The organism is Desulfomicrobium norvegicum (genome assembly GCF_900114595.1).
GTDB classification, from domain to species: domain Bacteria; phylum Desulfobacterota; class Desulfovibrionia; order Desulfovibrionales; family Desulfomicrobiaceae; genus Desulfomicrobium; species Desulfomicrobium macestii.
Genome location: NZ_FOTO01000007.1, coordinates 46760 through 70419 on the forward strand (window position 1 = coordinate 46760; position 23660 = coordinate 70419).

Below are 23660 nucleotides of genomic sequence, written 5' to 3' on the forward strand. Positions count from 1 at the left end.
TTTTTAGAAAAAAAGACTATGCAATGTTGCCGCGACTTTCAAAAACCCACACCGCGAGATCCAAATGATTGATATTCTGAGACGCAAGGCGAGCGACCAACCTTTGTCGAAAGGTATTGCGACTTTTCTCAACCCTTTTACTTATAATGTAGCTCGTAGAAATATATACGCAATCGAGAAATTTGATCGTCTATATTTTGACGGAATCGCATTAAAAATATTATGTAGGATTCTTGGAATCAGAACGACTCGGCGAAGTTTTGATATGACTTCCCTAGCACCAATCGTCTTTTCCACAGCGAGTCAACACGGTTGGCGCTTGGCTATAGTTGGCGGGGAAGCTGGAGTTGCAGAAAGATCCAGCAAAATTTTTCAATCTATATTTCCAGATTTGCGTATTGAATACACTTCATCTGGTTTTTTTTCATCTATAGATGAACGTTCAAATGTTATTCTTGAATTATGTAAAGGTGAGTATGAACTTGTTATTATTGGAATGGGAGCACCTTATCAGGAAAAATTCTTACTAGATCTAATCGCTACTGGATGGCATGGAATTGGTTATACGTGTGGCGCTTTTTTGCATCAAACAGCTTCGCAAGGAATCGATTATTATCCAAGGTGGATTGATAAGTTAAATTTACGTTGGATGTATCGAATTTACGATGAACCAAAATTATTTAATAGATATATGTTTGAGTATCCAAAATTTATTGTTTTTTTTATTTATGATGTGGTAAAAGAGAAAATTTTAAAGTATAATCGGATAAATTAAACAGCATGATACTGGAAATTAACATTTCTTGTACTTTTTTGCGAATACGAAATAGCGAGCAATGCCTGAATATCGATCATAGAATATATGTTTAGGTTCAATCAAAAGCGTCTACATTCACTGTTGGGCAAGAAAGCACCTGACGAGGCTTACGCCGAATGAATGTCGCCAGTGAGAAGGCAGAGTCAGAAAAGCCGATATTCCACTTAAGAAACGGGCGAACGTGTTAAAACAAGCAGAGCCACTTCAGCCCGGCCAGAGACGCACGTTTTGGCGCTTTGCGAGCCCTACATCTTGCGACGATCCACGATCCGGCCGCCGTTGACTCTTTCGATGGTCCTCGGCTCCACCAATCGGACCTCAAATGCAACGCCCAGTTCCGTTTGCAGACGGATGCGCACGTTTTCGAGGATGCGCTGTGATTTCTTGATGGAGTCAGTACAGAAGGATTCCGGGGCTTCGAGTTTGATGGTGGCCAGGTCCATATGTCCGACCCGGTCCAGTACGATCTGATAATGAGGATCGGTCAGGCCCGTGCCGGCGATGACCGCCTCGATCTGGGCCGGAAAAACGTTGACTCCGTGAATGATGAGCATGTCGTCGCTGCGGCCCGGGATGCGGGTCATGCGCTTTAACGTCCTGCCGCAGGGGCAGGGCGCGTCAATGAGCGTGGTCAGGTCCCCGGTTCGGAAACGAATCAGGGGAAAGGCTTCCTTGGTCAACGTGGTCAGGACCAGCTCACCCTTTGCGCCTGCGGGAAGAACCTCGCCGGTGTCCGGGTCCACGATCTCGGCCAGGAAATGATCCTCGTTGATGTGCAAACCGGCCCGTTCCAGACACTCCCCCGCCACGCCCGTTATTTCGCTCAAGCCGTAATTGTCCGTGGCCTGAATGCCCAACCGGCTCTCGATTTCCCGGCGGGTCTCCTCGGTCCAGGGCTCCGAACCGAACAGGCCGAAGCGCAGACTGAGCGCGGTCTTGTTGACGCCCATCTCATCCAGTGTGTCGGCAAGGTGCAGAGCATAGCTGGGAGTGCAGACCAGGGCCGTGGTCCGGTAATCCTGCATGATGGAAATCTGGCGTCTGGCGTCCCCACCAGAACTGGGGATGACCGATGCGCCGATCAGCTCCGCCCCGGAATGGACGCCGAAAGCGCCGGTAAAAAGGCCATAATTGAAGGCGATCTGCACGGCGTCATCCTTGGTCACCCCGCCCGCCGTAAGGATGCGTGCGGCCAGCTCGGACCAGCGACGCACGTCGCCGGAGGTGTATCCCACTACCGTGGGTTTGCCGGTGGTACCCGTGGAGGCCTGCATGCGCACGACATCGCGCAGGGGTACGGCAAAAAGGCCGTACGGATAGTTTTGCCGCAGATCTTCCTTGGTGGTGAAAGGCAGCCGCTTCACATCCTCAAGGGACTGCACGTCGTAAGGATCGATGCCAAGCTCCGCGAAGCGCTTGCGGTAGAGCGGCACATTGCGCGCCACGCGGTTCAATGTTGCCTGCAACCGCTCAAGCTGCAAAAGCTCCAGCTCGCCACGCTCCATGCATTCATACTCGCTTTGCCAGTACATCTTTTACCCCCTATAAACCCTTAAAATTCAGGATAATGCGCCGGAATTTAGAAAAGGATCATGTGTAAGACGCAAGGTCGCACAAGTTCCAAGTGCATTGTGACATTCTTGCTGATTCGTTTCGCACTCAGCAACATGACGATTGAACCTTTTCAAGCATCCAGCTCGCGGCCCAGATAAGCGCGCTGCACATCGCGATTGGCAAGTAGCTCATCGGCCGTGCCCTGCAGGATGACCCGTCCGTTTTCCAGTACATACCCCCTGTCGGCGATCTTGAGCGCGCTACGGGCGTTCTGCTCCACAAGCAACACTGTCAGGCCAAGACGATCGCGCAGTTCCACAATGTGGTGAAAAATATCCTTGACCACAAGCGGGGCCAGCCCCATGCCCGGCTCATCCAGAAGCAGCAGCCTGGGACGGGCCATGAGCGCCCTGCCGATAGCCAGCATCTGTTGCTCGCCTCCGGACAGGGTCCCGGCGGCCTGGGCGCGGCGCTCGCGCAGAACGGGGAACATGGAGTACATGGTCTGAAGATCCTCGGCAATGCCGGCGCGCTGCCGGAATCGCGGACGCGTATAGGCGCCCAGGCGCAGGTTGTCCTCGACGGAAAGCGGGCTGAACACGAGCCGCCCCTCGGGAACATGCGAAATTCCGGCGCGCACGATCTGTTCCGGACTGCGCCGTACCAGATCCTCCTCGCCAAAAATGACGCTGCCCTGCCCGGGTCGGATCAACCCGGAGATGGTGCAGAGCATGGTGGTCTTGCCCGCGCCGTTGCCGCCGATGAGAGCCACGATCTCGCCCTGGCGCACGTGCAGAGTGGCGCGGCGCACGGCATGGATGCGGCCGTAAAAGACGTCCATGTTCTTGAGTGAAAGAAGTGTGGGCTGCATGGTCAGTCCTCGTCCCCGCCCAGATATGCGGCGATGACCTTGGGGTCCTTCTGGACCTGGGCCGGGGTGCCGCGACTGATGGTCTGCCCGAAACACAGCACCAGGATGGAGTCGCTGATGCGCATCACAAGTTCCATGTCATGTTCGACCAGGATGACGGAAAGATTATAGGTGTCGCGAATGCGCATGATCAGGTCGGCCAGGACCTGAGTTTCGGCTATGTTGAGTCCGGCCGCCGGTTCATCGAGCAGCAGGAGCTTGGGACGCGCCGCCAGCGCACGAGCCAGTTCGAGCAGTCGCTGTTTGCCGAAGGCCAGATCCTTGGCCGTGGCTGAAGCCAGGTCGGCCATACCCACGAAATCAAGCGCTTCCAGGGCTTCGCGGCGGACCTCGTCTTCCAGGCGTCGCGATTTCGGCGTGCGCAGGAGGCTGTGCCAGGCAGGCAGGGACAGTCGCCCGTGGCAGCCCATGGTCACATTCTCAAGCACCGTCATGTTGGAAAAAATCTCCAGATTCTGAAAGGTGCGCACCATTCCGCCCCAGGCCCTTTCGTGCGCCGGAAGGGCCGTGATGCCACGCCCCTCGAAGGTCAGGGTGCCATGGCTTGGGGTGACCATGCCGGAGATGACATTGAGGAGCGTTGTCTTGCCCGCTCCGTTGGGACCGATGATGGCCGTGATCTCGTCGCGCATGGCCTCAAAATGAATGTCCGCCAGGGCTTGAACCCCTCCGAAACGCACGCTGATGCCGCTGCATCCAAGAATCGGGCTATTCATGGGCTGCCCCCGAAAGACGGGCCTTGCCCCAGGACCACAGCCTGTTCCAGCCCCCGGCCATGCCGTCGGGCAGGAACATCATGCACAGAATCAGGATGGCGCCGAAGAGCAGAACCTCGATGTTCTCGAAGGCACGCAAGAATTCGGGCAGAACGGTGACGAAAAAAGCCCCCACAATGGCTCCCGGCACGCTGATCATGCCACCCAGCACAACCATGACGATCAGCTCCACGGAAAACATGAAGCCAAAGGACGAGGGGGCGATGAAGGTCAGGTAATGGGCGTAAAGAACCCCTGCGATACCGGAAAAGGCCGCGGAAAGAACGAAGACAAGGAGCTTGTATCGCGCGATGTCCACCCCCATGGCCTCGGCCGCCCTCTCCGAGGTGTGCAGGGCGCGCAGGGCCCGGCCAACGCGGCTGTGCAGCAGATTGAAGGAAAGCCAGACAATGAGGCACAGCATCACGGCCACGGCGCGATAGAGGGTCACATCCTTGCGCAGCTCAAAACCGAAAAGGGACAGGCGTGGAATGCCCACAAAACCGGACGGACCACCGGTTATGTCCACGGTCTCGGTGAAGAGGATGGAAAGAATGATGCCAAACCCCAAAGTGGCCATGGCCAAGTAGTGCCCCTTGAGCTTCAGGGACGGCAATCCCACAAGAATGCTGACCACCACGGTCAGGGCCACGCCGGAGAGCATGGACAGGCCGACCGACAGGCCCACGGTCGTGCTCAGGTAGGAACTGGTGTACGCGCCCAGGCCATAGAAGCCGGCATGTCCCAGGGAAATCTGTCCGGCATGCCCGACCAGCAGGCACAGGCCCACGGCGTTCATGGCGTGCAGGCATCCCAGGATGAGGATGGTCAGATAATAGTTGTTCGGCAGCAGCGCCGGGGCCAGCATCAGCAACCCGAAGAAAAACGCCAGCCAGATCATGTCCTTTCGATACGCCACTTCACACCCTCTTGGAGTCTTTGAGGCCGAAGAGGCCGGAAGGTTTGGCGAAAAGAAGAATCAGCAAAATGACGAAGGCCAGCGCGTCCTTGTAGGCCGAGGACACAAATCCTGCCCCAAACGATTCCAGCACCCCGAGAATGACGCCCCCGGCCGCCGCCCCGAAAGGATTGCCCAGTCCGCCCAGAATGCAGGCCGCGAACCCTTTGAGACCGAGCATGATGCCGACGTCATAGGAGGTCATGGTGATGGGAGCCAGAATCACGCCGCCGACGGCGCCGACCAGGGCGGAGATCATGAACGACAGAAGCACCATGCGCTGCACGCCGATGCCGACCAGCGATGCGGCCTTGGAATCAAAGGAGCAGGCCAGCATGGCCTTGCCGTGGATGGTCCCGGAGAAAAACATCTTCAGGGCGCCGAGCAGAAAAAGGCTTATGACCAGGACCCAGATGGCCTGCGGCATGATGGCGGCGCCAAGGAACATGATCGGCTGATTTCCCGAAAAAGGTTCGAGAACGTGAGTGTCCTTGCCCCAAAGCAGCATGGCCAAACCACGAATGAAAATCGAAACGCCGATGGTAATGATGATCAGGTTGATGGTCGGGCAGTCCCGCACCGGGCGGATGGCCAGGCGCTCCACCAGGGCACCGGCCATGGTCGCCCCGAGAACCGCCAGCACCACTGCCGCAGGCTCGCTAAAACCCAGGGAGTGCATGAAGTAGACGCTCATCATCCCGCCGAGCATGACAAATTCACCCTGGGCGAAATTGATGACGCCGGTGGTGTTGAAGATGATGGTGAAACCCAAGGCAGTGAGCCCGTAGGTACTGCCCAGCGTGAGCCCCGTGATCAGATATTGCAGCAGGCTGGATGGATCCATTTTCTCACATGAAAAAAGCCGGCGGACTTGAATCTCCGCCGGCTTCTGCTCATTTAATGATTTAGTTCAGGGCCTTCCAGGCGCCGTTTTCGATGGTGACCATGATGAATGCGGACTCGTCGAGGCCGTTATGATTCTCGGGTGAATAGGTATACACTCCCGAGGTGCCCGCGAAGCCTGAAATTTTTTCCAGGTTGTCGCGAATATCGGCTGATTTGGCGGAACCGCCCTTGGCGATGGCTTCCATGACCAGCGCGAAGGCGTCATGGGCATAACCGCCAAAAGACGAAATCTGGGTGCCGTAGGTTTTGGTGTATCCCTCCACATAGGCTTCAAGCACGGCCTTCTGGGGGTGATCGGCCGGGACCTGCTCCACCGCCACCAGGCGGCCGGCGGGCAGAATGAGACCTTCGGCGGCATCCCCGGCAAGCTCGATGAACTTGTTCGAGGCCACGCCGTGGCTCATGTACAAAGGCACGGTCAGGCCCAGCTGGACACGGTTACGGGCGACCACGGCCGGGCCGGGATTGGTGCCCCAGCAAATGATGGCGTCCGCGCCTGCGCCCTTGATCTTGGTCAGCTGCGCGGTCATGTCGGTGTCCTTGGGTCCATAGACCTCATCGGCGGCAAGCTCGAATCCTTGTGCGGGGATGAGCTCCTTCAGAACTCCACGCCCGGCTTGGCCGTAGCCGTCGGATACGGTCAAAATGGCGAGCCTTGAATACCCCTTGGCCTTGGCGTCCTGGAGGATTCTGGTCACGGCGTGGCGGTCAAGCTGCGGAGTGTTGAACACCCACGGATCCACGGGGCGCACGATCTTCTCGGCGGCGGCGCAGGAAACCAGCGGCACTTCGGCGGAAGAGAAAAACTTGGAGATGGCCAAGGTGTTGCCGGAAATGCTGGGTCCGATGACCACGGCCACCTGGTCCTGATCAAGCAGCTTCTTGGCGGCCATGACGCACTTGTTCACGTCCGATTCGTCATCGTAAACGATGACTTCGACCTGCTGACCATTCACCCCGCCAGCGGCGTTAAGTTGATCCTGAAGCATGATCAGCGTGTTCTTTTCGGGTTCGCCCAGGAAGGACGCCGGACCGGTCACGGAAAGGATGGCGCCGATCTTGATTGCATCGGCCGCAAAGGCCGGAACACAAGTCAACAGAAAGGCGACAAGCGCAATGACACATTTTGCCGCGTTCATGGAAACCTCCGAAAATTTTGATGAAAAAACAAAGAAAAAAGACTGTTGAACGATAATCGATAACCCTATCGCACAGCGGTGTCAATTCTTGGGCTTTTCATAGGTCCCATGGGTCCTATAGGACCTATTCTTACCCCCCAAAAAACAAAAAACCCGTCATGCAGCATCATGACGGGCTTTCGTGACTGAATTGAAGGCGTAGAGTGACTAGATTTTGTTCGAGGCCACGGAGAGCCTGGAAATCTTTCTGGCTGCGGTACGCCAGTGCACGATCTTCTTGCTCGCGGCCTTGTCCAGAATGGAGGTGACGTTCTTCAGGGCGTTTGCGACGGCTTCGTTGTCGTTGGACTCGATGGCTGCATGCAAAGCCTTTGTGGCGTTCTTCACCCGAGTTTTCATCATTCTGTTGCGCTCGCGAGCCTTCAGGCTCTGGCGGTGTCTCTTCAGGGCAGACTTGTGATTGGCCAAAATATAACTCCTTCTCAAATTAAACGCGTGTTTCTATCAGCATCAAGATGCCTCTGCAATCCGGCGTCATTAGCCGAAGCATTCGCGATCTGTCAAGCCTGGGGTAGCCTAGACCTGGAATTTTCCGAAATCCGCGACGCGCCCCAGGGTATTGACCAGGCGATAAAGCAGATTCAGGCGATTGGCGCGCAGTCCGGGATCTTCGCACATGACCATGACCCCGTCGAAGAATTCATCCACGGCCGGCCGCAGCACCCGCAGGCGGGACAGCATGCTCGGATAGTCCTCCGTGGCCGCCAGTTCAGCCCAGACAGGCTCGATCGCCTGCAGCGTGGACCAGAATGATTTCTCTGCATCGATCTCAAGAAGATCCTCACGCACTGTCCCGGAAAGATCCTGATCGGCCTGTTTACGGATGATGTTCGCCGCACGCTTGAAGGTCAGAACCGAAGCCTCGAAATCATCTTCGCGGCTGAAGTCCGCAAGGGCGCGAACACGCAGCCAGGTGTCGTGGATGTCCGCGAAACCGGGAGCCATGGCCGCCTCAAGCACCAGGGTCGGGATGCCCTTGGCGTTCCAGTAGGCGCGCAGGCGCTGTCCGAAGAAGTCCATGAGCTTTTCCAGGGCCTCTTCCTCGCCGAACTTCCAGGTCACGTCGGAGTAGCCTTTCTGGGCTTCGCGCAGCAGGACCTCGATGTCCACCCGAAGACCCATTTCCAGGATGATACGACACGCGCCAAGGGCGCTACGACGCAGTGCGTAGGGGTCGGCAGCGCCCGTGGGCACCATGCCAAGGCCGAAGCAGCCCGCCAGATTGTCGAGCTTGTCGGCCAGGGACAGAATTGCTCCGGCCATGCTTGAAGGCAGCGGCGAATCCTGACCGGCGGGCAGGTACTGCTCGTAGAGCGCCTCGGCCACGGTCTCGATTTCCCCTTTGCGCCGGGCGTAGATGCCGCCCATCTTGCCTTGCAGGTCGTCGAATTCGTAAACCATCTCCGAGACCAGATCGGCCTTGGAGAGGCGTCCGGCGCGGGCCATGGACTCGCCAAGTTCCGGAGCGACGACGGAGGCGATGAATGCCGCAAGCTTTTCGAGCCGGCGCGTCTTCATGCCCATGGTTCCCAAAGGACCGATGAAGATGACCTTGTCGAGCTTGTCCAGCCAATGGTCGAAGGTCGCGACGCAGTCGGCCTCCCAGAAGAAACGGGCGTCCTCCAGGCGGGCGCGAAGCACCCTCTCCCACCCCTTGCGCACCAGTGCAGGTTCACGCGACTCGATGTTGGCCGCAGTCAGGAAATACGGCAGCAGATTCCCGTCCGCGCCGCGCAGGCCAAAACTCTTCTGGTGCGTTTCCATGCTGGTCAGCAGGACCTCGGCCGGGAGCTCCAGAAATTTCTCGTGAAATCCGCCGAGCATGGCGCGAGGCGTCTCGACCAGATTGGCGACCTGATCGAGCAGGGAATCAAGCCATTCCACGCTGCCGCCCACCTCCGCCGCCAGGCGATCGCCTTCGGCCCTGATGGCCTGCTTACGGTCGGCCGCGTCGAGAATGACCTTGCCGCTATCGTTGAGAATTCGGGCGTATTCGTCGGCGTGGGGAACGGTGAACGGGCCGGGGCCCATGACCCGATGGCCACGGGTCTGATCGGATGCGTCAAGGCCGGCGAAGGAAAAGGGCACGATCCGGTCGTCGAGCATGGCCAGAATCCAGCGCACAGGGCGACCAAAGGTGCACTCCTTGCCCATCCACTGCATTTTCTTGGGAAAAGTCAGATTCGGCAAAATCGCCAGGCAGGTCTCGGCCAGAATCTCGGAGGCCAGGCGCCCGCCGACGGTCTTTTTGAGGGCCAGATACTCGCCCTTGTCCGTCTTTTCCACGTAGATCTGATCGAATTCCACGTTCTGTGACTTGGCAAAACCCAGTCCAGCCTTGGTCGGATTGCCTGCCTCGTCGAAGGCGATGCGCGCAGGAGGGCCGGACACGACGATCTCCTCGGTCTTCTGCACATCGACCAGGCCGGAAATGTCCACCACCAACCGCCGGGGGGTGGAAGCCGTGGCGACGCGACCGAATTCAAGCCCCGCTTCCGTGAGCAGGACCGAAAAACGTTCCGCCAGTTCCCGGTCCAGGAGCGGCAGGAAGCGCGCCGGCATTTCCTCCACGCCGATTTCAAGAACAAAATGCCTCATAAAAAACTCCCTATCAAAAAGCCCGAAACGGGGCGGTTAGGATACCAGAAGCGGATGCCCCATGGCCTCGCGCTGCTCGACGTAAAGCCTGGCCACATTCGATGCCAGGGCCCGGACCCGGGCGATGTACTTGGCCCGCTCCGTGATCGAAATCGCACCGCGCGCATCGAGCAGATTGAAGGTGTGGGAGCATTTCAGGCAGAAATCATAGGCGGGCCAGGGCAGCCCGGCTTCACAGAGTTTCGCGCTCTCGGCCTCGCAGGAATTGAAGAATCCCAGCAGCATCTCCTGATCGGAGTGATCGAAATTGTACTTGGAATGCTCAACCTCGGCCTGATGATAGACCTGGCCGTAGGTCACGTGATCATTCCAGGCCAGATCGTAGACCGATTCCTTCTCCTGCAGATACATGCACAGCCGCTCCACGCCATAGGTGATCTCGCAGCTGATGGGCTCAAGATTGATGCCGCCGACCTGCTGAAAATAGGTGAACTGGGTCACCTCCATGCCGTTGAGCCATACTTCCCAGCCCAGTCCCCAGGCGCCAAGCGTCGGACTCTCCCAGTCGTCCTCGACAAAACGGATGTCATGAACGTGCTTGTCGATGCCCAGAACGCCGAGGCTGTCCAGGTAGAGTTCCAGAACATTGGCCGGAGACGGCTTCAAGATGACCTGGAACTGAAAATAATGCTGCAGGCGGTTCGGGTTTTCGCCGTAGCGCCCGTCCGTGGGCCTGCGGGTGGATTCGGGATAGGCCACCTTCCAGGGCTCGGGACCGAGCACCCGCAAAAAAGTGGACGGGTTGAACGTCCCCGCCCCGACTTCCATGTCGTATGGAAACTGCAGCACACAGCCCTGATCGGCCCAGAAACGCTGCAGGTTGGTAATGACGTCCTGAAAATTCATGCACAGCTCCTTAAAAGGGATCCATTCCGCTCAGCTCCGCACAAAACGGTTGCCTTCGCAGGTCAGGCCAAGATGACATTGAACAAAAGCGTCCACCAGGCGGACGCACTCTTCCCGCACCTTGGCCGAAGGCACCCAGTCCGCCCATTCCCTGGGACCGGAACGGGCCAGGCCATGAAGCAGACTCAAGGTTTCGCGGGAAGTGGAAATTTTGGCTCCGCCGCCGGAAGGACAGCGCAGGCAGTAAAGGCCGCCTTCCTGCACGGCGAACACGGCACGGTGATGGGCGTCAAGAGGCCCTCCGCACTGACGGCACCGCTGCAGATCCGGCTGATAGCCCTGGGAGAAGGCCATCTTGGCGCGGAACATGAGCGGGATGAACCATGATCCCGGCCGCTCCTCGTCCAGGGCTTCGAGAGTCTCAAGCAAAAGCTCGTGAGCCGGGGCGTAGCCGTCCGGACTGAATGGCAGGGATTCGAAAAAACGCACGCAGTTGCTGACCATGCCGAGCTTCTTGAGGTCGCGCTTGAGCTCCCCGAAGCCGTTGATGAGCGTGCCCTCCTGCAGACACAAATACTCCTGCCGGCCCTGGCTGACACGAAAATGGACCAGACTGAGCTGATCCAGGCAGCCGCAGAAACGCTTGCGGCTACGGCGTCCGCCAAAGGCGAAAGCGGTCAGGAGGCCGTGCGTGGGAGAAAAAAAACGGACCCAGCAGTCCGCTTCTCGAAAAGTGCCCACCCGCAGCACCAGGACCTTTTCAGAAAATTCCATGTACCATCCCCGGTCCCACGCCTGCCGCGCCTACTCCACAACCAGGGTCTTGACCTCGCCAAGCGCCCCCTCGAAGGGATAGGGCTGGCCGTCGAGCTCAAGCTTGACCCCGCCCGCGTTGCCGAACTTGATGCTCAGGGACTTGCTGAAATTGATGGTGGCCGTTTCGCCCTTGCGCAGGAAATAATCCAGGATCTTGTCGTCGGGCCGCGCCTGCAGCCAACTCGCGGAATGAGCCACGATGCGCAGGTTGCGCTCCCTGACGGGCTCGGCAGCGGCGGGCTGTTCCGTCTTGGCTTCCTGCACCTCTTCGACGACCGTTTCCTTTACGGCAGCCTGCAGCGGCTCCGGGGCGACCTCTTGCTCGGCAGGGGGGGGCGTCTCGGCGGTGGCATTCAGCGCTTCACCAGAGGTGGCGACCGTGTCCGCAGCGGACTCTTCCGCCGGTGTGGCCGCCACTTCCTGCATCTGGGTCATGGGAGCGGGCAGGGAACCCGACGGCAAGACTTCCGCCGGAGGAGCGGGCGGGGTCAGTTCTTCTTCAACCGGGGCGGGAGCCTCGGGAACCTGGGAACGATAGTGATCGAAAACATACCAGCCCAAGGCCCCGAGGAGCAGGATGCCCAGAATCGCGGCGATGCGCACGGTGGTCACGACGCTGCCCGAATCGTGCATCTTTACGTGAATATGGGGCGCATGGGATTCCGACTGGTCGTTGTCCTTGGGCACGGGGTATTCACGACTGAAATGAGCGCACAATTCCTGCGCGTCCAATCCCAGCAGCAAGGCGTAACTCCGCACGAAACCCCTGGCATAGACTGCGTGAGGAAACCTGGCGCTGTTGCCTTCTTCAAGGGCGATAATGACGGAAGGGGCGATCTTGGTCTTCTCTTCGACCGCCTCGACTGTCAGCCCTTTTTGTTCCCGGCCTTCGCGCAGTGCCGTTCCGATCTCAATCAAATCCATATTCTGGAAACTCCATGCATGGTTTGTCGAAACGCAGACCTAAAGCTTCTTCTGGATGATGGCCTTGCCGCGCAAGCCATTCATGTATTCCTTGAAGCGCTCTTCGAGTTTGGGACGCATGATGGCTTCCCGCACCTCTTCATCCATGGCCGCCTGTTCCTGACGCGCCCCGTCCCGACGATTCAGCAGTTTCAGGATGACCCATTTGTCCTCGATCAGAAATGGCTTGCCCATCTCGCCCGCATCCAGATCCCGCAGGCCTTCGCGCCATGGTTCGGCCAATTCCCGCCAGCGCACATCGCTCATGACGCCATTGTCGACCTTGGGGCCGATGGAATATTGCGCCACGGCCTCATCCAGGCTGATTTCTCCGGCGCTGAGCGACTTCCAAAGAGAATTGGCGCGCTCCTCGTCCACGAGCACGAGCATCTGCACGTCCACGATGCGTTCGGTGGTCAGCTCAGCGCTGTTCCGGGCCTTGTAGGCGTCAATCTCTTCCTGGGTGACCACGACCTTGCGGCGCACCATGTAGCCGAGCATCTTGTGCTTGATGATGTCTTCGCGACTGCGCTCCTTGAACTGTTCGGGGGTCAGGCCCTGAAGACGCAACGTGCGCTCGAAATCCTCTTCAGTCAAACGGCGCCTGGCCTTGAACTGGCGGATTTCGTTCTCCACCTCGGAATCGGAGACCTCGATCTTGAGCCGCTGCGCTTCCTGACGCAGGATGATCCCGTCGATCATGTCGTCGAGCACCTGGGGAGCGATTTTTCCGGCCGTTTCGGGATCTGGGGTCTGCCCTATGACAAGACGGATCTGCTGCTGCAAGTCCTGAAAGGTGATGATCTCGCCATTGACCACGGCCACGATGCGATCGACCAGCTGCGCGGCCTGTCCGAGGCCCGCGAGGACAAAGAGAAGAGAAAGCACCAAAACAGCACGAATACCGCATTTTTTCATAAATCAGGTCTCATTTTATTATTTTTGAGGAACATCGCAAGCCCCCATGCCCCGCGCATCATTATCCGGGCCTGTTAAGAAGGCGCCCGAAAAACCGTCCGGCTGCTCGCGACAAAGTTGACAATGCGCCCAACGTACTACCCTTCAGTCCTGACCGAGTCCAGTTCAAACTTGGGAAGCCCCCGGCACGGCCCTTCACAGCTTAATCCGCTCCCTGAGCACCAGCAGCATGTCCTTGAGCGAATGCATGGCCAGGGTCGGCGAGGACCCGGCGACAAGGCGCAGCTCCAGCTTGGCCGGCGGCAGAATCCGGGCGCAGGAGGCATTTTCGCCCACCCAGTCCATGAGCTTGGAGAGGTCCACGTTATGCCGGGTTTCGTCCCAATGGATGAGCGCCCGCTCCTCGAACAGGTCCACCCGCACCGCGCCCAGCCTACGCGCATCGATCTTGATCATGAGCACGGCCACGAAGGTTTTCAGCGCCTCGGGCAGGGAGCCGAAGCGGTCGCGCATGTCGTCCACGATTTCTACGATGGCCCCCTCGTCGTGACAGGAGGACAAAGCCTTGTAGTAATGCAACCGTTCCTTGCCGTCGGCCACGTATTCCTCGGGGATGAGGGCCTGGAAGCCGAGGTTGAGCTCGGGTTCGATCTCCGTCTCGACCTTGCCGCCGCGCAGCCTGGTGACCTCCTCTTCGAGCATCTCCAAAAAGAGGTCCAGACCCACCTTGCCGATGGTCCCGGACTGGGCTTCGCCGAGGATGTTCCCGGCTCCGCGCAGACGCAGGTCCTCCATGGCCACCTTGAATCCGGCCCCGAGGTAATCCATGTCGAGAATGATCTTGAGCCGTTTGCGCGAGGTCTCCTGCAGGCGGTCCAGATCGGGAATGATGAAATAGGCGTAGGCCTGCTCGCTGGAACGCCCCACCCGGCCGCGCAGCTGGTAAAGCTGCCCCAGTCCGAAAAGCTGGGCCTGGTCGACGATGAGGGTGTTGGCGCGGGGAAAATCCAGCCCCGACTCGATGATGGCCGTGCACACGAGCACGTCGAGTTCGCCGTGCCAGAACCTGTGCATGGTTTCTTCAAGGTCCTGGGCCTTCATCTGCCCATGCCCCATGCCGACCCGGGCCCCGGGGACCAGCGACGACACGAACTCCACCACCCGCTCCAGGCCCTGCACCCTGTTGTAAACCCAGAAAACCTGGCCGCCCCGGGCCAGTTCGCGCTCCAGAATGGCCTTGAGCTGGGCCGGATCGCGCTCCAGCAGGGAAGTCTCCACGGGCTTGCGGTCGCGCGGCGGAGTCTCGATGACGCTGAGGCCGCGAATGCCGGACAGGGAGAGCTGCAGGGTACGCGGGATGGGCGTGGCGGTCAGGGTCAGGACGTCGATGGTCGAACGCATCTTCTTGATGCGCTCCTTGTGCTTGACGCCGAAGCGCTGTTCCTCGTCGAGGATCAGCAGGGCCAGGTTGGAGAACTCCACGTCCTTGGAGAGCATGCGGTGGGTGCCGATCAGGACGTCCACCTGCCCGCGCCGCACGGCTTCCAGGGTCCGTTTCTGTCCGGCCGCGGGCACGAAGCGGCTCAGCAGCCCCACGGTGATGGAGAACGGCTCCATGCGCTGCCGGAAGGTCTGGTAGTGCTGCTCGGCCAGGACGGTGGTCGGACAGAGCAAGGCCACCTGCTTGCCGTCCAGGACCGCCCTGAAGGCCGCGCGCAGGGCCACCTCGGTCTTGCCGAAACCCACATCGCCGCAGACCAGCCGGTCCATGGGTTCGGGTTTTTCCATGTCGGCGAGGACATCGGCGATGGCCTTTTCCTGATCGCGGGTCTCCTCGAATCCAAAGCTGGCCTCGAATTCCCAGTAGAGTTCCGAGATGGGATTATACTGAAATCCCTTGGTAATCTTGCGGAAAGCGTACATCTCTACCAGATCGCGCGCGATCTTGGCGATGGACTGGCGGGTGCGCTCGCGAGCCTTGCTCCAGGCCGAACTGCCCAGACGGTCCAGGGCCGGAGCCGCGCCATCGGGCCCCTTGTAGCGCTGCACCTGCCCCAGGCGGTCCACGGGCAGATAGAGCCGATCCTCGCCATCATACTGCAACAGCAGGTAGTCGTTGGCTACATCCCCGAACTTGATGCGGTGCAAGCCTCCAAACCGGCACAGGCCGTAGTCGCGATGGACCAGAAGGTCTCCGCTTTCAAGCTCGTCGAAGGCATCGAGACCCTTGAATGCCTTGCCCGCGCTGCGTTGCGCCTTGGGAGCGCCCGGCTGGAGCACGGACTCTGGCAGGATCTGAATCTCGGCCCAGGGCAGGCGCATGCCGTGTCCCAGGGAGCCGACCAACGCGAAGATCCCCCTGCCCGCAGCCTCGTACTCGGTTTTGAGCACATGATCGTCCTGGGCCGCGAGCTGCAGAAATTTCTTGCGGGACTGCTCGGTATGGAAACAGAAGATGGTCTGGGCGTAGGTTTTGCGCCAGACGGCAAGCTCCTGCATCAGCGCCCGCCATGGCCGGGAGCGGCTTTCCGGAGTCCAGAAAAGATCCTCGAAGGAGTTCACCCCCTCTTCGGGCAGGTCCAGTCCATCCTCGCGCACGCCCATGACCAGGCTTTCGCAGAGGATCTGGCGGTTGTCCTCCCAGGTCTTGCGCACATCGCCAGGGGTCTGGATCAGGCCGTGACGGGGCCATTGCCGCTCGTCGTCGCGAAAAAAATTCTGCCAGGCCCAGCTTGTCTCGTCGAGCTTGGTCCGCAGGTCCTGGGCCTCGGCCATGACAAACACGCTTCCTTCGGGCAGCCAGGCCTCAAGGCCCACGGTCCGGGGATAGTACATGCTCGGCGGCAGGTGCGGATGGACCTGCATAAGCTCCTTTTCAAGTTCCGCCCGCACAGGCTTTGAGATCTCTCCCAGGCGCAGCCATCCGTCGAACATGCTCCGGGCCTCTTCCCTGTAGGTATCGGCGCCAATGCATCCGGCCACGGGCAGGATGGTCAGGGATTTGAGATCGGCGCGCGATCGCTGGGACATGGGTTCAAAGAGCCTGATCCGTTCCAGGGTGTCGCCGAAAAACTCCAGCCGCAGCGGATGGTCATATCCGGGGCAGAAGATATCCATGATATCGCCACGCAGGGAGGTCTCGCCCACGGCGGTGACCATGGAAACGCGCGCATATCCCCAATTGACCAGCGTCTCCAGGAGATCCTCCTGGGAAATCTCCTCGCCCTCCGACAGCTCCAGATGCTCGCGCTGCAGGAGTTCGGGATGCGGCCATTTCTGGATCAGATTTTCAAGCGGCAGCAGCACTCCGCGCCCACGCCTTTTCCGGGCCAGGGCAAAAAGGGCCCGCCATCGTTCCGGCCAGGGAGACCGGCGCGGGTCCTCCACGGTATAATGAGGAAAGCGCAGCCAGCGCCTTTCCCAGAAGGGAAGGTTCCTGTCCTCGGGCGAAAAGAGGCGCGCCAGGGAATCGTAAAGGGGCAGATCCGCGCTCGGCGGCAGCACCAGCACGACATTGTGACCCTTTTCGAGCAGCGCCTGGGCCAGATACATCTGCGAGGCGGGACCGCTCTTGAAGATTCTGGTTTGACGCTCTGCTCCGTCGATAAGCTTCTGCAAGGCTTGGGGAATGATCACGTGACGACCGGTCCGGATTGAAAGCAACGGGGAAAAGCCGCCCCCGGGAAGGAGCGGCTTGGAGCCATGGCCATGTGCGAACAGGCGCTTGACCTCTTTGCACAGAATCGTTTTACGTTGCCCAAAAGAGAGGCAAGGTCAAGCACTTGCGCGCGACGCGGACAGCCTCCCGCAAAGAGTACCGCCAATGCCGGACATTTTGGTGGACAGGTCTGAAGCGGGTGCGTATTGGTCGATCCGTACCTAACCGTTCACCATTCACGTCCAAGGAGCAGTTCATGGCACGATTCCTTCCCAATGAGGATCCCTTCACCCTGGAAGACCAGCTCAAGATCCTCGGCAACGACGAGTTGCTCGATTTCTGGGAAGAAAGCCAGATGCTCGACCGCTATCTCGAACCCACGGAACACGAAGAGCCGCCGTCAATGCACTACGAAAACGCCATCCTGAACGAACTCAGGTTGCGCCACTCCATGGGCGAAATATAAAGTTCCTGCCTTCTGCGCTCCAAAGCTCCCTTCCGGGAGCTTTTTTTTGGCCCCGGACATATTTTGGGCAAAAGAAAGGCCGGTCAGGGACCGGCCGAAAAATCTGGAGCGGGAAACGAGATTTGAACTCGCGACTTCAACCTTGGCAAGGTTGCACTCTACCACTGAGTTACTCCCGCAGGTGCTTGGAGGCGGCATCCAGATTTGAACTGGAGAATGGAGGTTTTGCAGACCTCTGCCTTACCACTTGGCTATGCCGCCATTTTCTCGTGGAGCGGGAAACGGGACTCGAACCCGCAACCCTCAGCTTGGAAGGCTGATGCTCTAGCCATTGAGCTACTCCCGCCCGCGAGGATCATGCAGCTACTTCAACCGCACATGGCCGTCAAGGAAAAAGAAGGGGTTATCAGGTCTACCCCAACCGTCAATCTGCTTCGTCGCTACGTAAAACACTGATCATCGCCATTTCAACTACGTCTGGGACCCGGGTTTTCCCTGTTCCCCGCAGCCCACCATCCCGGAACAGTCCGGTCATTCGTCATTTTTGACCGGTTACCCAAGTCCCTGGCCGGGCTCCATGATGCGGCCGGTCAGGGCAGTCTCGTACCCGCCCAGTTTCTCGATGCGCTCCTTGAAGGATGCCGAGCGAATCAGTTCCAGCGCCACCTCGGTCTTCCAGTCCGCATGTTCGGGCAGGAAGGCCAGATCGTAGCGCTCCCGCGCCAGGGGCACGAAATCCAGACCCAGGGCGCTCGCGGCCGCAAAAATGCCCAGCCCGCAGGAGGCCGTCCCGGTGAGCACGTTGACCGCCACCGCCATGTGCGTGAAATCCTCCTTGTCGTACCCATTCACCTGCTCCGGACTGATCCCGGCCTGCCGCAGGTGATAATCGAGCAGGATGCGCGTCCCGGCCCCTCGCTGGCGGTTGATGAAGCGCACCTCGGGCCGGGCGAGATCCTCCACTTTGCTTATGCCCAGCGGATTGCCCTTGGCCACGATCAGCCCCTGATGCCGGATGGCCAGATTGACGCACGCGACGTTGAGGCCGGACAGATACTTGAGGAAAAAGGGAAAGTTGAAGTCACCGCTCAGCTCGTCGAAGAGATGAGTCCCGGCCATGAGCGCCGAACGGTTCTTGAGGGCCGTGAGTCCACCCATGGAGCCCACATGGCTGGAGGCGATGCGCACCGGCCGGGTCAGGCCCATGAGTTCGTTGCCAAGCACATCGAGGATGTTGTCGTGACTGCCGACCACGACCAGGGTCTGGTCCAGCTCCGCCGCCGGGACAAGCAGCTCGGCCCGGACCTTCGAGGCGGCCTCGGCGCCCTCGCTGTCCACCGGAATGCGGGTCACGCCCTGAGCCCGGATGAGCGTGGTCAGCATGCCCGCGCCGCGTCCCAGAGGCGTGGCCACCAGCTTCTCCCCAACCCGGCCGATGGCCAGTCGGACCAGCTCTTCCGTGCCGAGCTTGGAAGGAACCTTGCGCGCCAGTTCCACGTCCACCACCGGCCGAACCGGAGGCGTCTTGCGGGACAGCCAGGACAAAAGCGGGATGAGCAGCTCCTCGAAGCAGACCACGGCCGAGACCGGATATCCCGGAGCCCCGACGATCAGCTTGCCGTCCACGATGCCGAGGATGGAGGGCTTGCCGGGCATCAGGTCGATGCCATGAACCAGCACCTGGCCCAGGCTGTCGATGATGGAGCGGGAAAAATCCTTGGAGCCGGCCGAGGACCCGGCGCCGATGACGACCACATGGTTTGGTCCGTTCACGGCCTCGCGCACCGCCGCGGTCAGGGCTTCCTCGTTGTCCGGCACGGGATCGACACGGGTGAAGAGGCAGCCCTGGGCGGCCGCCAGACCGGCGAAGACCTGCGAATTGCTCTCGATGACCTGCCCCGGACGCGGACTTGGGCGCTTGGTGAAATCAAGGACCTCATCGCCGGTGGGGATGAAGGTCATGCGCAGCTGTTCCCAGACCGGCACTTCCCAGATCCCGGCGCTCAGGAGGCCGCCCACGTCATAGGGAGAGAGCAGCCTGTTCTGGGGCAGAAGAAGCTCCGTGGCCACGATGTCCTCACCGATGCGGCGCACGTGCTGCATGGGGAAGACCGGGGTTTCTAGCTCGATGAAATCGTCGGTGTCGCGCACGGCCTTCTCGATCATGAGCACCCCGTCCATGCCCTCGGGCAGAGGGTGTCCGGTGTTCACGGGCGCGCATTGGCTGCCCTTGGCCAGCCGCACGGGCCGCCCTTCGCGGGCGGCGAAAGTGGACTCGGCTTTCAGGGCATAGCCGTCCATGGCCGCACTGTGAAACGTCGGGGAGGAACACACCGCATGCACCGCCTGCGCCGTGACCCGGCCACAGGCCTGGTGCGCGGGGATCGTCTCCCTGCCGACCAGGCGGTCCCGGTCAAGGGCGTCCATGGCCAGACGCAGGGCTTCGGCCACGGGCACGGTCTTCAGATATATGTTTCGTTTTTTCATTGATTTTTCGCAGGTTAGAATATCCAGACATCCACGTCCTGTCCGGCCCTCATGCCTTCTAGGGACGCGGGAAGCCGCACCAGGCCGTCGGCATCGAGCATGGTCCGCAGCAGGCCCGACTTGCCGAGCCTCGGCATGGCCACGCACTGCCCATCCTGTTCTTCAAGCCGCACCCGAACATAGTCCTCGCGGCCGGGTTTGGATGACAGGTTGGCCCCGAGCTTGGCCGGACGCATGAGCAGGCGTCCGGGATCAAAGGCCCCCGCATCACCCCCCAGATGCACCAGAAGCGGCTGCCCGAAGACAAGCATGACGATCTGGGCGGAGGTGACTTGACCGGGAAGCCCGAGCACCGGCTTGCCCCCGACGCGCGCAAGGATGGTCGGCTTGCCGGGACTGATGGACACGCCGTGGGCCAGAATTTCGCTGTCCGCGAAGGATTCCAGAACCTCGATGGTCAGATCCCGGGTCCCGATGGAGCTGCCGCCGGAAATGAAGACCACGTCGTTCTCCTCCAGGCAGCGGACCAGGGCTCCCTGCAGGGCTTCACGCACATCGGGGACCAATCCGTGGGCGCGCACCAGGGCCCCGGACTGCCGGGCCATGCAGGCCAGCGTATGGGAGTTGACGTCCCGTATCTGCCCGGGCCTGGGCACGGAATCGACAGGGACAAGTTCATCGCCCGTTGATACGACACCGCAGCGAGGCCGGCGATAAACCCTTGCGGAGGTGCAGCCGATGGCGGCCATGAGCCCCACATCCTGCGGACGCAGACGCCTTCCGGCGGGCACGGCCACCTGCCCCTGCCCCACGTCCTCGCCCTTGAGCATGACATTCTCGCCCGGGGTTACGGTCTTGCGGATCTCGACTGTCGCATCCCCGAGCATCTGGGTATGCTCGACCATGATCACGGCGTCCGCGCCGGGCGGCAGGCTTCCGCCCGTGGCGATGCCCATGCATTCCCCGGAATGGAGGGGACGGCTGACGACCTCATCGATGGCCGCGCTGCGGGCAAGCTCTACATAGGCAGGATTGCCCTCGCTAGCGCCGAAGGTGTCAGCCGCGCGCACGGCGTAGCCGTCCATGCAGGATCGGTCGAGGGCCGGGATGTCCTCCCCGGACAGGATGTCTTCGGCCAGAACGCGGCCAAGACAATCCTCCAGGGGCATAAGCTCGGAATCCACGGGCGCGAAACCACGCAACAACTCGCAAAACCGGGCCGGGGAGATGACCCGGAAAAAACCATGATCCATTCCTAATCCGCCTTGAAGGATGAAAGTTTGGTTTCCGGATAGGCATCGGCGTAGTACTGCACTTCCTCGCCGAAAATATCCTGGGCCTTGCCCTTGGCGTAGGTCTCGATGTCGCTTTGCAGCTGCAGAAACTGCCGAGCCAGCTGACGCCCGACGGGAGTAAGCTCATAGCGCTGGCCCTTGCCCTTGATCTTCTGGACCAGAGGCTTGCCAATGCTTTCCTCGGCGGCCTTGAGCTTGCCCCAGGCGGCCCGATACGACATCTTCATGTCCGTGGCCGCCTGTCTGAGCGACCCGCACTCCTCGATTTTTTCGAGCAGAAGGGCCCGGCCGATGCCCAGAAAAATCTTCTCGTCGCGTTCGAACCAGACATGCAGACGCAAGGTCAAGGTGCCCTCGGTTTTGGATTCGGTCATGGATTCCTCCTCCCGGCTTGAGGATGATGTGATTAAAATTCAAACACATATTTTGCTAAATCAAAGCCAGACACAAAACAAGCATTGTGATGTATCAAAAGACACGTTAGGAACGGACCCGGCCCGGATTCACACCTCGCCCTTCACCAACGGAGAATGCCCATGATCGAAGCTGAAAAAGCCCTGGAATTGCTTGCCAAGAAAATCGACGCGTGCAGAAAACGGGGTTTTCTACCCGTGGAACTGATCGATCTGGTCGAAAAGATCTACACCCGTCAACTCAAGGCCCGGGACAAGGCCCAGGTTCCTGCCGCAGCCACGATCGAAATCGCCGATCCGCTGCAGCACAGCCAGGGAGCTCCTCTGGTCGAAAGAACCAATTTTCCCTTTGACAAAGACCAGAGCATTGAACTTTTCAACGAATTTCTGGAGCTGGCGAAATCGGTCAATCCGGCCCTCGGCGAAGCCGCTGCCGCCATTTCGGCTGCCATAGCGGACAAATCCCTGGACCTGGACCTGGTCATGCAGGCGCATTTGAACGGCGACGAAGGTTTTTTCTCCACCTGGACAGCCGTCACCCCTTCCGCACCGCGCATCCTGCCCATGCTCGCGCAGGCCGCCATGACTCCGTCCCTTGAACGCGCCGCCATCGCGCTGGAAGCCCGGACCGATCTTTCGAATTCCTGGGAACATGGGCACTGCCCCCTGTGCGGCAGCATGCCGATCATGTCCGATTTGCGTGAAAAGGAAGGATTCAGATACAACATCTGCGGATTCTGCCACGCGGAATATCATGCGCCTAGATTGCAGTGTCCCTTCTGTCTTGAAAAGGACGTGGCGAAGCTGGAATACTACGAAGCCGATGAAGAGCCCGGAGTACGCATCAACGCCTGCAAGACCTGCAATCTTTACATCAAGCTCACGGATTTCAGAAACCTCGATCGCAGAACCCTGCCCTTGGTGGACGATCTTGAATCCCTGAGCCTCGATGTGGCGGCCCGGGAAAAGAAATACAAGCGCCCCACCCTTTCAGCCTGGGGATTTTAAAGAATAAAAACTGCCTCCAGACAGGACCGATTGTTGCCATCCATATGACCAAGGGGATGGATTCCCGCCTTCGCGGGAATGACTCGGAGGCGGGAATGACTCGGAGGCGAATGCGAAAATTGCGCATTTCTCCCTGCGGGTGGAATCAGTCAACAGCCTTGCCCCGGCCAGCGCCCGTTCCCAGCGTTCCGGGTCGATCCGGGGTGGGGGCGGCAACTGCCTGACTGAGCCAGGAATCGTTTGTTTTTCCGTCGCCCCTCGCCCGGAGCGCAGACATCTGTTTGGCAGCAACGACGGAAAAACAGCACGAGGCCGGAGAAGGAGTTTTGGCGGCCGCGCCCCGGATCGTCCCGGAATGCGGCCGCACTGAGACGCCTGCAAACCAAAAATACCGTGCCCGCTGCCTTTCGGCTGCGGATCGCGGCACAGGGAAAATCATGATTGGATTGGTGCTTGCCGGAGGAAAATCATCCCGGCTCGGACAAGACAAGACGCGTGTCGTGCACGAGGGACAGACCCTGCTCACGCGCACGGCCACGCTGTTGCAACGCCATCTCGACAAGGTCTATGTCTCCTGCCGGCAGACCCTCGACGTGGGCGGACCCTGGCCCGTCATCACCGACGAGACGGAGCGCATCGGTCCCGCCGGCGGCATCATCACCGCGCTGCGCAAATTCAAGGAGCCAATCTTCGTCCTCGCCTGCGACCTGCCTTTCATGGAGGACGGCATCATCGAAAGACTCATGGCCGCGCGGGAAGAACGCCCGCGGCATTGCGTGCTGACCACCTGGCAACTCAAGGATTCGGGATTCATCGAGAACCTGGTCGCGATCTACGAACCGCAGGCCCTGCCCTTGCTGGAGGCAGGCGTGTCCCAGGGGCTCTTCAAGCTCAGTCGGCTCATCCCGGCCGAACTGCGCCACACGGTGACCTACACGGAAGACGAAAGGCGCATCTTCTTCAACGTCAACTACCCGACCGATCTGGAGCAGCTGCAAGGCCGCTAGAAAAA

The 23660-nt window shown here is 59.8% G+C and carries 20 protein-coding genes and 3 tRNA genes; 4 read left to right on the forward strand and 19 right to left on the reverse strand.

All coding sequences use genetic code 11. The features are described from left to right. The first annotated feature begins 64 nt into the window (after window positions 1-64). On the forward strand, window positions 65-775 hold the full coding sequence (locus BMZ24_RS11520; protein WP_092192419.1) for a WecB/TagA/CpsF family glycosyltransferase: 711 nt from the start codon (window positions 65-67) through the stop codon (window positions 773-775). Window positions 776-1062: 287 nt separating this feature from the next. Here BMZ24_RS11520 and BMZ24_RS11525 read toward each other — a convergent pair whose 3' ends face one another. The 13 genes from BMZ24_RS11525 to mfd all read right to left on the reverse strand — a co-directional run bounded on the left by BMZ24_RS11525 (window position 1063) and on the right by mfd (window position 16957). Further along, window positions 1063-2349, reverse strand: a complete 1287-nt coding sequence (locus BMZ24_RS11525) for a phenylacetate--CoA ligase family protein (RefSeq protein ID WP_092192421.1) — start codon at window positions 2347-2349, stop codon at window positions 1063-1065. Between the two features lie 152 nt (window positions 2350-2501). Next, a complete protein-coding gene (locus tag BMZ24_RS11530) occupies window positions 2502-3242 on the reverse strand; it encodes an ABC transporter ATP-binding protein (RefSeq protein WP_092192423.1) in 741 nt (246 codons plus the stop codon). Window positions 3243-3244: 2 nt separating this feature from the next. Next, a complete protein-coding gene (locus BMZ24_RS11535) occupies window positions 3245-4018 on the reverse strand; it encodes an ABC transporter ATP-binding protein (protein WP_092192425.1) in 774 nt (257 codons plus the stop codon). Next, complete coding sequence (locus BMZ24_RS11540; RefSeq protein WP_244150345.1) at window positions 4011-4976, reverse strand: branched-chain amino acid ABC transporter permease; 966 nt, start codon at window positions 4974-4976, stop codon at window positions 4011-4013. Before BMZ24_RS11540 ends, BMZ24_RS11535 begins: the two co-directional genes overlap by 8 nt. 1 nt (window position 4977) lies before the next feature. Next, a complete protein-coding gene (locus BMZ24_RS11545) occupies window positions 4978-5859 on the reverse strand; it encodes a branched-chain amino acid ABC transporter permease (RefSeq protein ID WP_092192429.1) in 882 nt (293 codons plus the stop codon). 61 nt (window positions 5860-5920) lie between these two features. After that, complete coding sequence (locus BMZ24_RS11550; RefSeq protein ID WP_092192431.1) at window positions 5921-7060, reverse strand: ABC transporter substrate-binding protein; 1140 nt, start codon at window positions 7058-7060, stop codon at window positions 5921-5923. A gap of 207 nt (window positions 7061-7267) precedes the next feature. Beyond that, on the reverse strand, window positions 7268-7528 hold the full coding sequence (gene rpsT, locus BMZ24_RS11555) for a 30S ribosomal protein S20 (protein WP_092192433.1): 261 nt from the start codon (window positions 7526-7528) through the stop codon (window positions 7268-7270). A gap of 108 nt (window positions 7529-7636) precedes the next feature. Further along, window positions 7637-9718: a glycine--tRNA ligase subunit beta gene (gene glyS, locus BMZ24_RS11560; protein WP_092192435.1), complete on the reverse strand. Its 2082-nt coding sequence runs from the start codon at window positions 9716-9718 to the stop codon at window positions 7637-7639. A gap of 36 nt (window positions 9719-9754) precedes the next feature. Continuing rightward, window positions 9755-10624 carry a glycine--tRNA ligase subunit alpha gene (locus tag BMZ24_RS11565; RefSeq protein WP_092192437.1) on the reverse strand — a complete coding sequence of 290 codons (870 nt, stop codon included), beginning with the start codon at window positions 10622-10624 and terminating at the stop codon, window positions 9755-9757. 30 nt (window positions 10625-10654) lie between these two features. Continuing rightward, window positions 10655-11398: a DNA repair protein RecO gene (gene recO, locus BMZ24_RS11570; RefSeq protein ID WP_092192439.1), complete on the reverse strand. Its 744-nt coding sequence runs from the start codon at window positions 11396-11398 to the stop codon at window positions 10655-10657. A 30-nt stretch (window positions 11399-11428) separates the two neighbouring features. Further along, entirely contained in the window at window positions 11429-12364 is a 936-nt protein-coding gene (locus BMZ24_RS11575; protein WP_092192441.1) for a helix-turn-helix domain-containing protein, read from the reverse strand. Window positions 12365-12403: 39 nt separating this feature from the next. Beyond that, window positions 12404-13321 carry a peptidylprolyl isomerase gene (locus tag BMZ24_RS11580; protein ID WP_092192443.1) on the reverse strand — a complete coding sequence of 306 codons (918 nt, stop codon included), beginning with the start codon at window positions 13319-13321 and terminating at the stop codon, window positions 12404-12406. Between the two features lie 195 nt (window positions 13322-13516). Continuing rightward, window positions 13517-16957, reverse strand: coding sequence for a transcription-repair coupling factor (gene mfd / locus BMZ24_RS11585; protein ID WP_092192445.1), 3441 nt, complete (start codon window positions 16955-16957; stop codon window positions 13517-13519). 278 nt (window positions 16958-17235) lie between these two features. Between mfd and BMZ24_RS11590 the strand changes: the two genes are divergently transcribed. Then, entirely contained in the window at window positions 17236-17445 is a 210-nt protein-coding gene (locus tag BMZ24_RS11590; RefSeq protein ID WP_092192447.1) for a hypothetical protein, read from the forward strand. A 104-nt stretch (window positions 17446-17549) separates the two neighbouring features. Here BMZ24_RS11590 and BMZ24_RS11595 read toward each other — a convergent pair. The 6 genes from BMZ24_RS11595 to BMZ24_RS11620 all read right to left on the reverse strand — a co-directional run bounded on the left by BMZ24_RS11595 (window position 17550) and on the right by BMZ24_RS11620 (window position 21601). Continuing rightward, a tRNA-Gly gene (locus tag BMZ24_RS11595) sits at window positions 17550-17624 on the reverse strand. 7 nt (window positions 17625-17631) lie between these two features. Further along, a tRNA-Cys gene (locus tag BMZ24_RS11600) sits at window positions 17632-17706 on the reverse strand. Between the two features lie 9 nt (window positions 17707-17715). After that, window positions 17716-17791 (reverse strand) — tRNA-Gly (locus BMZ24_RS11605). A gap of 206 nt (window positions 17792-17997) precedes the next feature. Next, complete coding sequence (locus BMZ24_RS11610; RefSeq protein WP_092192449.1) at window positions 17998-19932, reverse strand: molybdopterin biosynthesis protein; 1935 nt, start codon at window positions 19930-19932, stop codon at window positions 17998-18000. A gap of 14 nt (window positions 19933-19946) precedes the next feature. Next, window positions 19947-21185: a molybdopterin molybdotransferase MoeA gene (locus BMZ24_RS11615; RefSeq protein ID WP_092192451.1), complete on the reverse strand. Its 1239-nt coding sequence runs from the start codon at window positions 21183-21185 to the stop codon at window positions 19947-19949. 2 nt (window positions 21186-21187) lie between these two features. Then, window positions 21188-21601: a winged helix-turn-helix domain-containing protein gene (locus BMZ24_RS11620; RefSeq protein ID WP_092192453.1), complete on the reverse strand. Its 414-nt coding sequence runs from the start codon at window positions 21599-21601 to the stop codon at window positions 21188-21190. Between the two features lie 162 nt (window positions 21602-21763). Here BMZ24_RS11620 and BMZ24_RS11625 point away from each other — a divergent pair, with 162 nt between their 5' ends. After that, complete coding sequence (locus BMZ24_RS11625) at window positions 21764-22648, forward strand: formate dehydrogenase accessory protein FdhE (protein WP_161949137.1); 885 nt, start codon at window positions 21764-21766, stop codon at window positions 22646-22648. Window positions 22649-23085: 437 nt separating this feature from the next. Continuing rightward, entirely contained in the window at window positions 23086-23655 is a 570-nt protein-coding gene (locus tag BMZ24_RS11630) for a molybdenum cofactor guanylyltransferase (protein ID WP_092192659.1), read from the forward strand. The last annotated feature ends 5 nt before the right edge of the window (window positions 23656-23660 follow it).